The 13,217-nt window shown below is 67.4% G+C and carries 15 protein-coding genes; 12 read left to right on the forward strand and 3 right to left on the reverse strand.

From position 1 onward, the window contains the following. Positions 1-4: 4 nt before the first annotated feature. The 3 genes from ACT53K_RS05265 to ACT53K_RS05275 are packed head-to-tail and all read right to left on the reverse strand — an operon-like array spanning position 5 to position 989. Positions 5-178 carry a hypothetical protein gene (locus ACT53K_RS05265; protein WP_476227508.1) on the reverse strand — a complete coding sequence of 58 codons (174 nt, stop codon included), beginning with the start codon at positions 176-178 and terminating at the stop codon, positions 5-7. Between the two features lie 4 nt (positions 179-182). Beyond that, positions 183-812, reverse strand: a complete 630-nt coding sequence (locus tag ACT53K_RS05270) for a hypothetical protein (RefSeq protein WP_476227509.1) — start codon at positions 810-812, stop codon at positions 183-185. A gap of 6 nt (positions 813-818) precedes the next feature. Beyond that, on the reverse strand, positions 819-989 hold the full coding sequence (locus tag ACT53K_RS05275; protein ID WP_476227510.1) for a hypothetical protein: 171 nt from the start codon (positions 987-989) through the stop codon (positions 819-821). Between the two features lie 397 nt (positions 990-1,386). On the opposite strand from ACT53K_RS05275, the gene ACT53K_RS05280 reads away from it, so the two are divergent. The 12 genes from ACT53K_RS05280 to ACT53K_RS05335 all read left to right on the forward strand — a co-directional run bounded on the left by ACT53K_RS05280 (position 1,387) and on the right by ACT53K_RS05335 (position 13,212). Next, positions 1,387-3,414: a conjugal transfer protein TraG gene (locus tag ACT53K_RS05280; RefSeq protein ID WP_476227511.1), complete on the forward strand. Its 2,028-nt coding sequence runs from the start codon at positions 1,387-1,389 to the stop codon at positions 3,412-3,414. Positions 3,415-3,417: 3 nt separating this feature from the next. Further along, positions 3,418-3,822 carry a CopG family transcriptional regulator gene (locus ACT53K_RS05285; RefSeq protein ID WP_476227512.1) on the forward strand — a complete coding sequence of 135 codons (405 nt, stop codon included), beginning with the start codon at positions 3,418-3,420 and terminating at the stop codon, positions 3,820-3,822. A 41-nt stretch (positions 3,823-3,863) separates the two neighbouring features. Next, a complete protein-coding gene (trbB, locus tag ACT53K_RS05290; protein WP_476227975.1) occupies positions 3,864-4,817 on the forward strand; it encodes a P-type conjugative transfer ATPase TrbB in 954 nt (317 codons plus the stop codon). A 2-nt stretch (positions 4,818-4,819) separates the two neighbouring features. Next, complete coding sequence (locus ACT53K_RS05295) at positions 4,820-5,149, forward strand: TrbC/VirB2 family type IV secretion system protein (protein ID WP_476227513.1); 330 nt, start codon at positions 4,820-4,822, stop codon at positions 5,147-5,149. Next, positions 5,149-5,424, forward strand: coding sequence for a VirB3 family type IV secretion system protein (locus ACT53K_RS05300; protein WP_476227514.1), 276 nt, complete (start codon positions 5,149-5,151; stop codon positions 5,422-5,424). Before ACT53K_RS05295 ends, ACT53K_RS05300 begins: the two co-directional genes overlap by 1 nt. Further along, entirely contained in the window at positions 5,418-7,862 is a 2,445-nt protein-coding gene (trbE, locus tag ACT53K_RS05305) for a conjugal transfer protein TrbE (RefSeq protein WP_476227515.1), read from the forward strand. The genes ACT53K_RS05300 and trbE overlap by 7 nt, the downstream gene beginning before the upstream one ends. A gap of 25 nt (positions 7,863-7,887) precedes the next feature. Beyond that, positions 7,888-8,643 (forward strand): P-type conjugative transfer protein TrbJ, encoded by a 756-nt coding sequence (gene trbJ, locus ACT53K_RS05310; RefSeq protein ID WP_476227516.1) that lies wholly within the window; start codon positions 7,888-7,890, stop codon positions 8,641-8,643. Positions 8,644-8,763: 120 nt separating this feature from the next. After that, positions 8,764-10,068: a P-type conjugative transfer protein TrbL gene (gene trbL / locus ACT53K_RS05315; RefSeq protein ID WP_476227517.1), complete on the forward strand. Its 1,305-nt coding sequence runs from the start codon at positions 8,764-8,766 to the stop codon at positions 10,066-10,068. A 3-nt stretch (positions 10,069-10,071) separates the two neighbouring features. Further along, positions 10,072-10,884, forward strand: a complete 813-nt coding sequence (gene trbF / locus ACT53K_RS05320) for a conjugal transfer protein TrbF (protein ID WP_476227518.1) — start codon at positions 10,072-10,074, stop codon at positions 10,882-10,884. Then, on the forward strand, positions 10,881-11,762 hold the full coding sequence (gene trbG / locus ACT53K_RS05325) for a P-type conjugative transfer protein TrbG (protein WP_476227519.1): 882 nt from the start codon (positions 10,881-10,883) through the stop codon (positions 11,760-11,762). The genes trbF and trbG overlap by 4 nt, the downstream gene beginning before the upstream one ends. Further along, on the forward strand, positions 11,759-12,988 hold the full coding sequence (locus tag ACT53K_RS05330; RefSeq protein ID WP_476227520.1) for a TraB/TrbI/VirB10 family type IV secretion system protein: 1,230 nt from the start codon (positions 11,759-11,761) through the stop codon (positions 12,986-12,988). The genes trbG and ACT53K_RS05330 overlap by 4 nt, the downstream gene beginning before the upstream one ends. Then, positions 12,988-13,212 (forward strand): DUF2274 domain-containing protein, encoded by a 225-nt coding sequence (locus tag ACT53K_RS05335; protein ID WP_476227521.1) that lies wholly within the window; start codon positions 12,988-12,990, stop codon positions 13,210-13,212. Before ACT53K_RS05330 ends, ACT53K_RS05335 begins: the two co-directional genes overlap by 1 nt. Positions 13,213-13,217 lie beyond the last annotated feature (5 nt).

The following is a 13,217-nucleotide window of genomic DNA, read 5'->3' on the forward strand; positions in this document are numbered from 1 at the left end:
AAGCTTAGGCGTCGGACGCTTCCGGCCAGACCCGCTTCTGCCTCTGTATAGTCGAAATCGTGCGCCGCTTGGCGAACTCCGCTTCCGCATCCTCGCTTGGGATATCGGGTCGATCGTCCGTCAGCGCTTCGCGGATTTTGGTGCGAAACCAGGAAACATAGGTCTGGCGGCGGCCCATCGCGTCATTCCGCGACCGCTTCTGGCGCCGAGATCAGCCACTGCCCGGCAATGCGCTCGAAATCCACGTACGGGATATGATCGGGGTCGAATTCGAGTGCCGCTGCGATCTCCGGCAGCGATTCAAGAAAGGCCTGATAGATTCTCTGCACCCGTTCTGCGCTCGGCAGTTCGCGGCGGGACACGTTGGCGAGCCAGTCGCGCGTTTCGCGGAGCGCGCGCATCGGATCGCCGCCATGCCCGTGGATGTCCATGCCGGCCAGATCCGAGATGAACCGCTGATAGCGGTGCTGCTCCACATCGAGGATCAGCACCCGTTTCAGCTTCTGCGTCTTGTTGCCAAAGCGTTTCGCTCCGAGGAACAGCCCTAGTTCGAGCGGCATGTTGAAGCGCGGCAGGTTGTTGACGGCGTCCAGCTCGGTTCTGGAAAGATCATGGATGCCGTACCGGCACGCCTCGATCAGACCGTAGATCTTGTCGATACGAGTCTGGCCGCCATCGTCGAGCTCGCGTGCGGAGCGCGGACGGAAGCCGCATGACATGATCGCGAACAGGAGCGCACGAAAGCTTGGCGCGAACTCATCGTCGAACGGACAATTGATGAAGACGTCGTCCACCGACGCCTCAACCGCCATCGAAGCTTACTTCTTCTTGGACAGCGCGGATTTGACCGCGGCCTCGATGCGCTGCACGGATACCGTCCCCTTCTTGGTGACGGCCGGTGCCAGCACGACTCGTCCCGTCGCGGCGCTGCGGCCAAGCACAACGGCTTTGGGCTTCTTGGGCGCTACGGTTTCGGGGGGCGTTGCCATGCCTGCAATTTGGGCGAAACGGCCGGTGAATACAAGTCGCCGTGGTCATCCGAGCCTATCTCGAGCGCGTCCCATCGGTAGCGTCGAAGCTCATCGCGTCCCAAAAGGGACGTAGCACCTTCCTTGGAATCGCATAGGTGATCGGGGAGGCTGACTCCTTCCGCGGTTGTCAGGCGCTCGTGACCATCCCCAGCACGGCGCCGGTCCGGGCGTCGCACACCATGCCGCCGCTGATCCCGCCAACGCCCGCGCACTGATCTGGGCGAGCCGAGTCTCGCCTGGTCGGATCGCCGAGATGGCCGCAACAAGCTCTACAGCGCCGCTGGGCACCATGTGATTTCCGGCTCGGTTGGAAGAGTCATTGCCCGTCGGGATTTCCCCCGGCGGGAGCCTTTTCGTGACCCCCACCAAGCTGCTGATCGGACAGATCCTCATCGTCTTCGGACTTGTGATCGCGGGGCTGTGGGCTGCGACGCAATGGGCGGCGGCGATGCTGGCCTATCAGCCCGAACTTGGCCAGCCCTGGCTGATCGTCGGTCAGGTTCCCGTCTACCGGCCCTGGGCGCTGTTCTCCTGGTGGTATCATTACGACGCCTATGCGCCGCACGTCTTCGACAAGGCGGGGATGCTCGCCGGTGCGTCGGGCTTTCTCGGCTGCGGCGCGGCGATCGCCGGGTCGCTATGGCGCGCCCGCCAGCGCAGCAACGTCACCACCTATGGCTCGGCACGCTGGGCAAGGCCCAACGAGATCGAGCGGGCAGGGCTGCACCGCGACCGGGGCGTGCTGCTCGGCCGGCTCGGCGGCCAGTATCTCCGGCACGACGGTCCGGAGCATGTCATGGCTTTCGCGCCGACCCGCTCGGGCAAGGGCGTCGGCCTGGTCGTGCCGACGTTGCTTTCGTGGACCGGCTCGACGGTGGTTCACGACATCAAGGGCGAGAACTGGACGCTGACCGCCGGGTGGCGGTCGCGCTTCTCGCACTGCCTGTTGTTCAATCCGACCGACGCGCGCTCGGCGCGATACAATCCGCTGCTCGAGGTTCGCCGCGGCGCCGACGAAGTGCGCGATGTCCAGAACATCGCCGACATCCTGGTCGATCCCGAGGGCGCGCTCGAACGCCGTAATCACTGGGAGAAGACCAGCCATTCGCTGCTGGTCGGCGCCATCCTTCACATCCTCTATGCGGAGGAGGAGAAGACGCTCGCCCGCGTCGCGACCTTCCTGTCCGATCCGCAGCGCAGCTTCGTCGCGACGCTCAAGCGGATGATGTCGACCAACCATCTCGGCACGCCGGAGGCGCCGCGGGTCCATCCGGTCGTCGCCTCGGCCGCGCGCGAGCTGCTCAACAAGAGCGAAAACGAGCGTTCGGGCGTGCTGTCCACCGCGATGTCGTTCCTCGGCCTTTACCGCGACCCGACCGTCGCCGAGGTCACCTCGCGCTGCGACTGGCGGATCGCCGACCTGATCGAGGGCGAGCGGCCGGTCTCGCTCTACCTCGTCATCCCGCCATCGGACATCAGCCGGACAAAGCCGCTGGTCCGCCTGGTGCTCAACCAGATCGGCCGCCGCCTAACCGAGCGGCTCGAGCGGGCCGGCACCGCGCCGCGCCGGCACCAGCTGCTGATGATGCTCGACGAGTTCCCGGCACTCGGGCGCCTCGACTTCTTCGAGACCAGTCTCGCCTTCATGGCTGGCTACGGCATCCGCGCCTTCCTGATCGCCCAGAGCCTCAACCAGATCGAGAAGGCCTATGGCGAGCACAACTCGATCCTCGACAACTGCCATGTCCGCGTCGCCTTCGCGACCAATGACGAGCGTACCGCCAAGCGAATTTCCGACGCGCTCGGCACCGCGACCGAGCAGAGAGCGATGCGCAACTACGCCGGGCATCGGCTCGCCCCCTGGCTCGCCCATGTCATGGTCAGCCGCCAGGAGACTGCGCGCGCGCTGCTGACCCCTGGTGAGGTGATGCAGCTACCGGCGACCGATGAGCTGGTGCTGGTCTCGGGGCTTGCGCCGATCCGCGCCACCAAGCTGCGCTATTTCGAGGACCGCAATTTCAGCGGGCGGGTGATGCCGGCACCGGTTCTGGGCGAGGGCGTCTATGGGGACCGTCCGCGCCAGCGGTCCAACGATTGGGGCCGGTTCGCGCGGCTGCCCGATGTCAGGCTCGAGCGCGCCGCCGATCTGGACGGCGGCGAGGAAGATGGCGGGATGCAGCAGCAGCGTCATCCCGGTCTCGCCCAAGAGGCGGCGGCGCGCCCGGCCGAGGTCGACGCCACAGGACAGGTCGCGCTCGACGATGAGGACAATGTCGCTGCGGACCAGCGTGCCATGGATCAGGCGCGCAACCTGACCCCGGCGGTCCGCGGCTTCGGCATCAACGAGGGCGCCGGACACGGCGACCTCATCCCGGGGCTGTGAGCGATGAAGGTCCGCCAGAACCTCTATATCGACCGCGAGCTAAGCGACGCGCTCGAAGCGCTCGCCGCCGGTCCCGGCGCCAACAAGTCGAGGCTGGTCAACGATGCCGTTGCCGCGTGGCTCGCGCGGCGCGGTTCGAAGGAGGTCGACGACCTCCTCAAGGTTCGGCTCGACCGCATGTCGCGCGAGATAGGCCTGGTCCGCCGCGACATCGACGTGGTGCTCGAGAGCCTGGCGCTGTTCGTTCGCTATCAGCTGTTAGTGACGGCCCCCTTGCCGGAGGCCGACAGCGCCGCGCTCGCGGTCGGGCTCGACCGGTTCGAGAAGTTCGTCGGGCAGGTCGGACGCCAACTCGCCAGCGGCAAGCGTACCCTCGGTCCGATCGAGCCGGTGGAGGCACGGTCGTGAGCGCCGGCGCTGATACCGTATCGGAAAGCCGGCGCCGCGCGATGCTGCGCACCGCAATGGGACCGATGATCGCCGCTGCGCTGGCTGACCCGCTGGTGCTCGAGGTGATGATCAATCCGGACGGCGCGCTGCGGCTCGACCGGCTGGGCGAGGGAAGGACCGATACCGGCACCCGTTTCGATCCGGACCAGGTCGAGCGGATCATCCGGCTCGTCGCCAGTCACGCACGCACCGAAGTCCATGCTGCCTCGCCGATCGTCTCGGCCGAACTGCCGCCGCATGGAGGCGGGGCAGGGGAGCGGTTCGAGGGCGTGCTGCCCCCGGTCAGCGTCGCGCCCTGCTTCTCGATTCGCAAGCCCGCGACCCGCATCTACACGCTGCTCGACTATGTCGCCGACGGGATCATGTCGGCCGACGTCGCGCGCCTGCTGTCGCTGGCGGTGGTCGAACGTCGCAATATCCTCGTCGCCGGCGGGACCAGCTCGGGCAAGACGACGCTGGCGAACGCGCTGCTCGCCGAGATGGCGCATCTCGATGAGCGGGTGATCCTGATCGAGGACACGCGCGAGCTGCAGTCCCCGGCGCCCGATACCGTCGCGTTGCGCACCCGCGCCGGCCACGTCACCATGGCCGACCTCGTCCGCTCGACACTGCGCCTTCGCCCCGACCGCATCATCGTCGGCGAGGTGCGCGGCGGCGAGGCCCTCGACATGCTCAAGGCCTGGAACACCGGCCACCCCGGCGGCATCGCGACCGTCCATGCCAACAGCGCGGCCTCCGCGCTGCTGCGCATCGAGCAGCTGATCCAGGAAGCGGTGGTCACCGTACCGCGCCGGCTGATCGCCGATGCGATCGACCTGGTCGTGTTCATCGCCGGCCGGGGTTCGGCGCGTCGTGTGGACACGCTCGCGCGGGTCGCTGGCCTCGATCCCGATGGCAACTACGCCTTCCTCGACCTCCCGCTCGATTTCACCCGCGCACCTCAAGGAGATTGATCATGCGCCTGTCCGTGCCTTGCCGTCCTCTGCTTCCCCTGGCCGCGCTCGCTTTCGGGCTGGCACTCGCCGTTTCCGCGCCGGCCTTCGCGAGCGGCTCGGGCATGCCCTGGGAGCAGCCGCTCCAGCAGGTGCTCGAATCTGTCCAGGGGCCGGTCGCCAAGATCATCGCGGTGATGGTGATCATCACCACCGGCCTGACGCTCGCCTTCGGCGAGACCTCGGGCGGCTTCCGCCGGCTCATCCAGATCGTGTTCGGCCTGTCGATCGCGTTCGCCGCCTCCTCCTTCTTCCTGAGCTTCTTCAGCTTTGGCGGCGGGGCGCTGGTCTGATGTCGACGCCCGCCGGCCATCACATCGAAGGGTTCGAGGCCCCGATCCATGGCAGCCTCGGACAGCCCATCCTGCTGGGCGGTGCGCCGCGCGGGCTGGCGATCGTCAATGGCACGATCGCCGCGGCGGTCGGGCTCGGCCTTCAGCAATGGCTGGTCGGCCTGGTCCTCTGGGCGGTCGGGCACAGCGTCGCGGTATTCGCGGCACGCCGCGACCCGGACTTCGCGCCCGTCCTTCTCCGCCACCTCCGTCAGAGGAGTTATCTCGCATGCTGAGCTTGCGCGAATATCGCCAGCGCGCCGACCGGCTCGCCGATCATCTCCCTTGGGCAGCGCTGGTGGCACCGGGCGTGGTGCTCAACAAGGACGGCAGCTTTCAGCGCACGCTCTGCTTCCGCGGGCCGGATCTGGAAAGCGCGACCGAGGCCGAACTGGTCGGTGCCTGCGCCCGCGCCAACAATGTGCTCAAGCGGTTCGGATCGGGCTGGGCCTTGTTCTTCGAGGCCGAGCGTGTCGAGGCGCTCGGCTATCCGGCGAGTACCTTCCCCGATGCCGCTTCCTGGCTGGTCGACGAGGAGCGTCGCGCCGCGTTCGAAGCAGAGGGCGCGCATTACGAGAGCCGCTATCATCTGACGCTCACCTTCCTGCCGCCGGCCGACGCGAGCGACGCCGCCGGCCGTTCGCTGGTCGAGCGCAGCGAAGACGCCGGCGGCCGCGACTGGCGCACGGCGCTGGCCGGTTTCGTCGCCGAGACGGACCGTGTGCTCGATCTCTTCGCGGGCTTCATGCCCGAGGTGCGCGGTCTGTCCTCCGAGGAGACGCTCGCCTATCTCCACGGTCGCGTCTCGACCCGCCACCATCCGGTCGCGGTACCCGAGACGCCGATGTATCTTGACGGGCTGCTCGCCGACACGCCGCTGGTCGGCGGCCTCGAGCCGAAGCTCGGCGACCGGCATCTGCGCACCGTCACGGTGCTCGGCTTCCCCAATATGAGCCGGCCTGGAATCCTCGATGCGCTCAACGCGTCGGACTTCGGCTATCGCTGGGTCACGCGTTTCATCGCACTGGACAAGACCGATGCGACCCAGGCGCTGACGAAAATCCGGCGCCAATGGTTCAACAAGCGCAAGTCGATCACCGCGATGCTGCGCGAGGTGATGTACAACCAGCCGGCGCAGCTGCTCGACAGCGACGCGGACAACAAGGTCGTCGATGCCGACCAGGCGCTGCAGGCGCTCGGCGCCGATCATGTCGCGTTCGGCTATTTGACCGTCACGATCACCGTTGCGGACGTGGACCGTGCCCGCGCCGACGCGAAGGTCCGCGCGGTCGAGCGGATCGTCAACGGCCTCGGCTTCACCTGCGTGCGCGAAGGCGTCAACGCAGTCGAGGCATGGTTGTCGTCGCTGCCCGGCCATGCCTATGCCAATGTCCGCCAGCCGCTGGTCCACACCCTCAACCTCGCCCATCTGATGCCGCTCTCGGCGATCTGGGCAGGTCCGGCCACCAATGCCCATCTCGGCGGGCCGCCGCTGCTGGTCGCCCAGACCGCGGGGTCGACGCCGTTCCGCCTGTCGACCCATGTCGGCGACGTCGGCCATATGCTGGTGGTCGGCCCGACCGGCGCGGGCAAGTCGGTGCTGCTGGCGCTGATCGCCTTGCAGTTCCGCCGTTACCCGGACGCTCAGATCTACATCTTCGACAAGGGCTTCTCCGCGCGTGCCGCGGTGCTCGCCATGGGCGGTGCGCATCACGCTCTCGGCTTGGGAAGCGGCGCGGGGCAGGAGGGGGGAAGCGGGCTCGCCTTCCAGCCGCTGCAAAATATCGGCGATACCGAGGAGCGTAGCTGGGCGGCGGAGTGGATTGCGGCGCTGCTCGCGCACGAGAAGGTGCTCGTCACCCCGGAGGTGAAGGAAGCGGTCTGGTCGGCGCTGGGCTCGCTCGCCTCGGCACCGGTCGAGGAGCGGACGCTGACAGGGCTCACGCTGTTGCTCCAGTCGAACGCGCTGCGGACGGCGCTGACCGCCTATACGCTCGATGGACCCTATGGCCGGCTGCTCGACGCGGCCGAACAGGCGCTCGCGCTTTCCGATATCCAGTGCTTCGAGACCGAGGCGCTGATGGCGCAGTCCGGCGTGGTCGCGCCGGTCCTGACCTATCTGTTCCACCGGCTCGAGGAGCGCTTCGACGGTCGCCCGACGTTACTGGTCCTCGACGAGGCCTGGATATTCCTCGACCATCCGCTGTTCGCCGCACGCATCCGGGAATGGCTGAAGACGCTTCGCAAGAAGAACGTAGCGGTGCTGTTCGCGACCCAGAGCCTGGCGGATATCGCCGACAGCAGCATCGCGCCTGCAATTATCGAGAGTTGTCCGCAGCGCATCCTGCTTCCCAACGACCGCGCGATCGAGCCGCAGAGCCAGGCCGCCTATCAGCGCTTCGGCCTCAACGCGCGGCAGATCGAGCTCGTCGCCCGGGCGACGCCCAAGCGGCATTATTATCTCCAGTCCGCCCGCGGAAATCGCCTGTTCGAGCTAGGCCTGGGGCCGATCGCTCTTGCCCTCTGCGGCGCCTCCGATCCGGCCAGCCAGCAGCAGATCGACGCCCTGCTCGCTGAGCATGGCGCGGGCGCCTTCGCCGCCGAATTCCTCGCCGCGCGCGACCTCGCCTGGGCGGCTGCGCTGCTCGGCGACTTCATTCCCCCGGTTCGCTGACCCTCTAGCCGAAAGGAGAACCCCCATGTCCCAGCGAAACCTCCGCCGACACCTCTCGAAATATCTCGTCGCGACCGCGCTGGCGCTCGGGTCTGCCGGTTCGCTCGGCATGGCCCTGTACGTGTCGCCGGCGTCGGCGCAGATCACGGTGTTCGATCCGTCGAACTATTCGCAGAATCTGCTCACTGCGGCGCGGACGCTCACCCAAATCAACAACCAGATCCAGTCGCTCCAGAACGAAGCGACGATGCTGATCAACCAGGCGAAGAACCTGACCCGGATCGACTTTCCGGAACTGCAGGCGCTGACCCAAACGCTCCAGCAGATCGACGGGCTGATGGGCCAGGCGCAGGGGATCAGCTTCCGGGTCGATCAGGTCGACAGCGAATTCCGGCGGCTGTTTCCGCAGAGCTTCAACCAGGCACTGACCACCAACGATCTAGTCGTCGGCGCCAGGGCGCGCCTCGATACCTCGGTCGCCGCGTTCAACCAGACGATGCAGGTGCAGGCGCAGGTCGTCGGCAATGTCGCTGCCGACGCACAGGCGCTCGCCGCGATCGTGGCGAAGAGCCAGGGCGCCGAGGGCGGCCTCCAGGCGCAGCAGGCCACCAACCAATTGCTCGCTCTCACCGCCAAGCAGCAGTTCCAGATCCAGAACATGATGGCGGCACAGTACCGGGCCGAGACGCTCGAAGCGTCCCGCCGCGCCCAGGCGGAGGCCGAGGCGCAGGCAGCTACCCGGAAGTTCCTCGGCGACGGCACGGCCTACCACCCTCGCTAGGGGCCTCCCGTCCGAGCGTGACGGCGGGCATCGCCCCCGGTCCGCCGCCACCCCGCGGGGCGCGTCCCCCGCTCCCCGAGCGCGCCCCGCGGGACTTCTTCCCACCGACAGGGAACGACCATGACCGACCTCAACGTCATCGACCAGTTCATGCAGGCGTTCATTCGCTACATCGACAGCGGGTTCGGCCTGTTGGGCGGCGACGTCCATTTCCTGGCGGCGACGCTGATCGGTATCGACGTCACGCTGGCCGGCCTGTTCTGGGCGCTGGGCGGCGAACAGGATGTGATGGGGCGCTTCCTCAAGAAGATCCTCTATGTCGGCGCCTTCGCCTTCATCCTCAACAGCTTCTCGACGCTCGCGACCATTGTCTTCAACTCGTTCGCCGCGGCGGGACTGACCGCGGGCGGCGGCACGATCTCGGCCGATGATCTGCTCAAACCAGGCAGGCTTGCCGGCACGGGCTTCTCGGCCGCCTGGCCGCTGCTCGATCAGGTCTCGCAGCTGCTCGGCTTCACCACCTTCTTCTCCAACTTCCTGACGATCGCGGTGCTGCTCTTCGCCTGGGCGCTGGTGATCCTCTCCTTCTTCATCCTCGCGATCCAGCTGTTCATTACCATCCTCGAGTTCAAGCTGACCACGCTTGCCGGCTTCGTACTGGTGCCGTTCGCCTTGTGGAACCGCACCAGCTTCCTCGCCGAGCGCGTATTGGGCAGCGTCGTCAGCTCCGGCATCAAGGTGATGGTGCTCGCCGTCATCGTCGGAATCGGCTCGAACTATTTCAACGATTTCGTCGGCTCGCTGCAAGGACAGGAACCCGACATCGGCAAGGCGATGAGCCTGGCGCTCGCCGCGCTCACCTTATTCGGGCTCGGCATCTTCGGACCGGGCATCGCGACCGGCCTGGTATCCGGCGCGCCGCAGCTCGGCGCCGGCGCGGTCGCGGGAACGGCGCTCGGTGCTGCCGGTATCGCTGCGTTGGGCGGTGGTGCCGCCCTTGCCGGTGGGCGTTCCATCGGAGGAGCAGCTCTGGGCGCCGTCCGCGCCGGCACGGCGATGGGCTCTGCCGCATCGACTGCCTATAAGCTCGGTCAGGAGGGCGCGGGCTCCACCAGCATCGGCGCGGGCCTCAAAGGCGTCGCGAGCGCGGCGGGCAGTGCGTTGCGCAATCGCGCCGCCGGCGCTTTCGGCATCGGCGAGGCCGCAGCTTCGGGCCGCCAGGCCGCCTTTGACGCACTCACCAACCGTCAGGCGCCCGCCGCCAGCGGATCCGGCCAGGCGACCGAGCAACAGCCGGCCTGGGCGGAGGCGCTGCGCCGCCAGCAGGACGCGCGCCATCATCGCCAGGTCGTCGCCCATACGCTCCGCGAGGGCGATCGCGGCGGTGCGTCCGCAACACCCGACATCAAGGAAAAGGAGGACTGAGCGATGCCCTTCAAGCGAAGCGTCCAGCGTTACGGGCGGACCCCTGAACCCGACACGCCCTTTCATCGTGCCGGTCAGCTCTGGGATGAGCGGATTGGATCGGCGCGGGTCCAGGCGCGCAATTGGCGGCTGATGGCGTTTGGCGGGCTTGCGCTCACCACGGCCATGTCGGGCGCGCTGATATGGCAGTCGCTGCAGAGCCGCGTGACGCCCTATGTCGTGGAGGTCGACCGGCTCGGCGAGGCACGCGCGATCAGCGAAGCCGAGGCCGGCTATCATCCCACCGACCCCCAGATCGCTTGGCATCTGGCCCGCTTCATCGAGAAGGTGCGATCAGTCTCGCTCGATCCGGTGCTGATGCGGCGCGACTGGCTATCGGCCTATGATTTCGCCACCCAGCGCGGCGCGGTTTTCCTCGGCGACTATGCGCGATCGGCGAACCCGTTCGGCGCAATTGGCCAGAAGACGGTGTCGGTCCAGGTCACCAGCGTGGTTCGCGCCTCGGATCAGTCGTTTCAGGTGAAATGGATCGAGACCGCTTTCGACCGGCGCGCGCAGACGGGAACCTCGCACTGGACCGGGATCCTGACCGTCAAGCTCAGGCCGCCCACCTCGGCGGAGGTACTGCGGAAGAACCCGCTCGGCCTCTATGTCGATGCGATCGACTGGAGCCGCGAGATCGAGCCCGCGGCCAATCCGGCGCCGCCGGCACCGCCGCGTGCGGTACCACCTGGCCCCGAAATTCCGATCGCCGCCACCCCTGATAGCGCTGCCTCCGCGCGCCCGATCCCCACCAATCCGGAGAACCGGCAATGAAACGCCCCAGCATCTTGTCTACGCTGTCTTCGACGGCGATTGCGCTGATCGTGCCCGCCAGCGCCTTTGCGCAGAGTTCACGCGACGCAGATGGCGTCCGTCGGACGACGTCGACGATCGCCGCGGCAAACCGCGCCGCCACACTCGAGCCATCGCCGCCGGCCTTTCTCAATGCCGCCGCGGTCATGCCCTATGCCGAAGGCGCGATCTATCAAGTCTACACCACACCCGAACGCGTGACCGACATCGCGCTCGAGCCGGGTGAGGTGCTGGGTGCGGTGGCGAGCGGCGACACCGCCCGCTGGGTGATCGGCGATACCACTAGCGGAACAGGGGCCGGCAAGCGCGTCCATATCCTTGTGAAGCCCTTTGCCGCGGGTCTCTCCACCAATCTCGTCATCACCACCGATCGGCGCACCTATCATGTCGCGCTGGCCAGCGTGCGGAGCGTCGGCATGTCGGCGCTGAGCTGGACCTATCCGCAGGATGCGTTGCTGGCGATCAAGCGATCCGAGGAAGCTGCGGCCGCCGCCGCGCCGGTGGCGGCTGGGCTCGACGTCGACCAGCTCCATTTCAACTACACCATCTCCGGCGATACGCCGCGATGGCGGCCGTTGCGCGCGTTCGACGACGGCAGGCAGACCTATATCGAGTTTCCTGCCAGCCTGGCGGTCGGCGAAGCGCCGCCGCTGTTCCTCGTCGGCGCGAAGGGCGAGGCGCAGCTGGTCAACTACCGCCTGCGCGGACGCTATTATGTGGTCGACAGGATTTTCGACGTTGCCGAGCTCCGCCTCGGCGCGAAGCGCCAGGAGATCGTCCGGCTTACCCGCATCGACCAAGCCGGGCGCCGCGGCCGGGCGAAGGGGAAGGCGTCGTGACCGCGGAAAACCCCGAGGCGCAAGACGGCGCCGCTCCCTTGTCGTCGCCGAAGGTTGATCCCGAGACCCTGGTGCTGCGCGCCCGACCCGGACGCGCGATCCGCTTCAAGCGCGGCGTGATCGTATCGCTCGCCGCGATCGCTGCGGCCGGTGTCGTCGGCACCGCCTGGTTCGCGCTCGAGCCTCGGGCGCTGCATCTCGCCGCGGACGGCGAGGACAAGAACCTCGCGGCCAAGGCGCCGACCGATACACTGGGCGCGCTCCCAGCGAGCTACGGTTCGGTGCCGAAGCTGGGGCCGCCCCTGCCGGGCGATCTGGGCAAGCCCATCCTCGATCGTCAGCGCCAGCTTGCCGGCGAGGGGATGCCGCCGGTTCCGCCGGTATCGACAGCGCAGCAGGCCGCGACGGACGCCCGCCAACGCCGCGCCGCGGAACTCAAGGCGGCGCGTGAATCCGGATTGCTGATCCAGACCGCTGGCCAGCAGGTGCAGGGCGGAGCGATGCCAGCAAGTCCGACGCCGGGATCGACGGTATCTGGCGATCAGGCCGCCAAGGTCGCGATCGATGGCGAGCGCGATCCCAACGGTCAGGCGCGCAAAGCCGATTTTGTTAGCGCCACCGACAAGGCGGGCGACATCAACCCGCATACGGTAACGCCCCGGCCATCACCGTTCACCTTGTCCGCGGGTAGCGTGATCTCGGCGAGCCTGATTACTGGGCTGAGGTCGGACCTGCCGGGCCTCGTGACCGCGCAGGTGACCGAACGCGTCTTCGACAGCGCGACCGGCGGCATCCTGCTGATCCCCCAAGGTGCCCGGCTCATCGGCACATACGACAGCGTGGTCGCGTTCGGGCAACGGCGGGCGCTCGTCGTATGGCAGCGGATTCTTTTCCCCGACGGCAGCTCCCTCCGCCTGAACAACGCGCCGGCCGCCGATCCCTCTGGCTATGCCGGGCTGGCCGACAAGGTCGATTTCCATACCTGGGCGCTGCTCAAGGGCGTCGTGCTATCGACCCTACTGGGCGTCGGTTCGGAACTGCAGTTCACCGGCGAGAGCGATCTCGTTCAGGCCGTCAGGCAGTCGACCCAGCAAAGCGTCTCGCGCGCTGGCGATCAGCTCACCTCGCGGAATCTGCAAGTTCAACCGACGATCACCATTCGCCCCGGCGCACCCGTCCGGCTGCTGGTGCATCACGACCTGATCCTCAAACCCTGGATGGAGTAATGGCGATGGCCGACCTACGTCTTCCGCGGCTTCCCGACCGCACCCCGGTGAAGATCAGCATCCAGGTGACCCCCCAGCTCTTCGCCGATCTCACGCGATACGTAGCGCTTTACAAGGAGGCCTATGGTCAGGAAGAGGCGGTCGCCGACCTGATCCCATCCATGTTGACCTCCTTCCTCGACAGCGACCGGGCCTTTGCGAAAGCCCGGTCTGGTGGAAAGTGACTGCC

Source organism: Sphingomonas sp. DMC8 (assembly GCF_056314185.1).

What these genes read in the sequence shown, in the direction of transcription:
- ACT53K_RS05265 (WP_476227508.1), bottom strand. Translation starts at nt 178, where the DNA reads ATGGGCCGCCGCCAGACCTATGTTTCCTGGTTTCGCACCAAAATCCGC.
- ACT53K_RS05270 (WP_476227509.1), bottom strand. Translation starts at nt 812, where the DNA reads ATGGCGGTTGAGGCGTCGGTGGACGACGTCTTCATCAATTGTCCGTTC.
- ACT53K_RS05275 (WP_476227510.1), bottom strand. Translation starts at nt 989, where the DNA reads ATGGCAACGCCCCCCGAAACCGTAGCGCCCAAGAAGCCCAAAGCCGTT.
- ACT53K_RS05285 (WP_476227512.1), top strand. Translation starts at nt 3,418, where the DNA reads ATGAAGGTCCGCCAGAACCTCTATATCGACCGCGAGCTAAGCGACGCG.
- trbB (WP_476227975.1), top strand. Translation starts at nt 3,864, where the DNA reads ATGCTGCGCACCGCAATGGGACCGATGATCGCCGCTGCGCTGGCTGAC.
- ACT53K_RS05295 (WP_476227513.1), top strand. Translation starts at nt 4,820, where the DNA reads ATGCGCCTGTCCGTGCCTTGCCGTCCTCTGCTTCCCCTGGCCGCGCTC.
- ACT53K_RS05300 (WP_476227514.1), top strand. Translation starts at nt 5,149, where the DNA reads ATGTCGACGCCCGCCGGCCATCACATCGAAGGGTTCGAGGCCCCGATC.
- trbE (WP_476227515.1), top strand. Translation starts at nt 5,418, where the DNA reads ATGCTGAGCTTGCGCGAATATCGCCAGCGCGCCGACCGGCTCGCCGAT.
- trbJ (WP_476227516.1), top strand. Translation starts at nt 7,888, where the DNA reads ATGTCCCAGCGAAACCTCCGCCGACACCTCTCGAAATATCTCGTCGCG.
- trbL (WP_476227517.1), top strand. Translation starts at nt 8,764, where the DNA reads ATGACCGACCTCAACGTCATCGACCAGTTCATGCAGGCGTTCATTCGC.
- trbF (WP_476227518.1), top strand. Translation starts at nt 10,072, where the DNA reads ATGCCCTTCAAGCGAAGCGTCCAGCGTTACGGGCGGACCCCTGAACCC.
- trbG (WP_476227519.1), top strand. Translation starts at nt 10,881, where the DNA reads ATGAAACGCCCCAGCATCTTGTCTACGCTGTCTTCGACGGCGATTGCG.
- ACT53K_RS05335 (WP_476227521.1), top strand. Translation starts at nt 12,988, where the DNA reads ATGGCGATGGCCGACCTACGTCTTCCGCGGCTTCCCGACCGCACCCCG.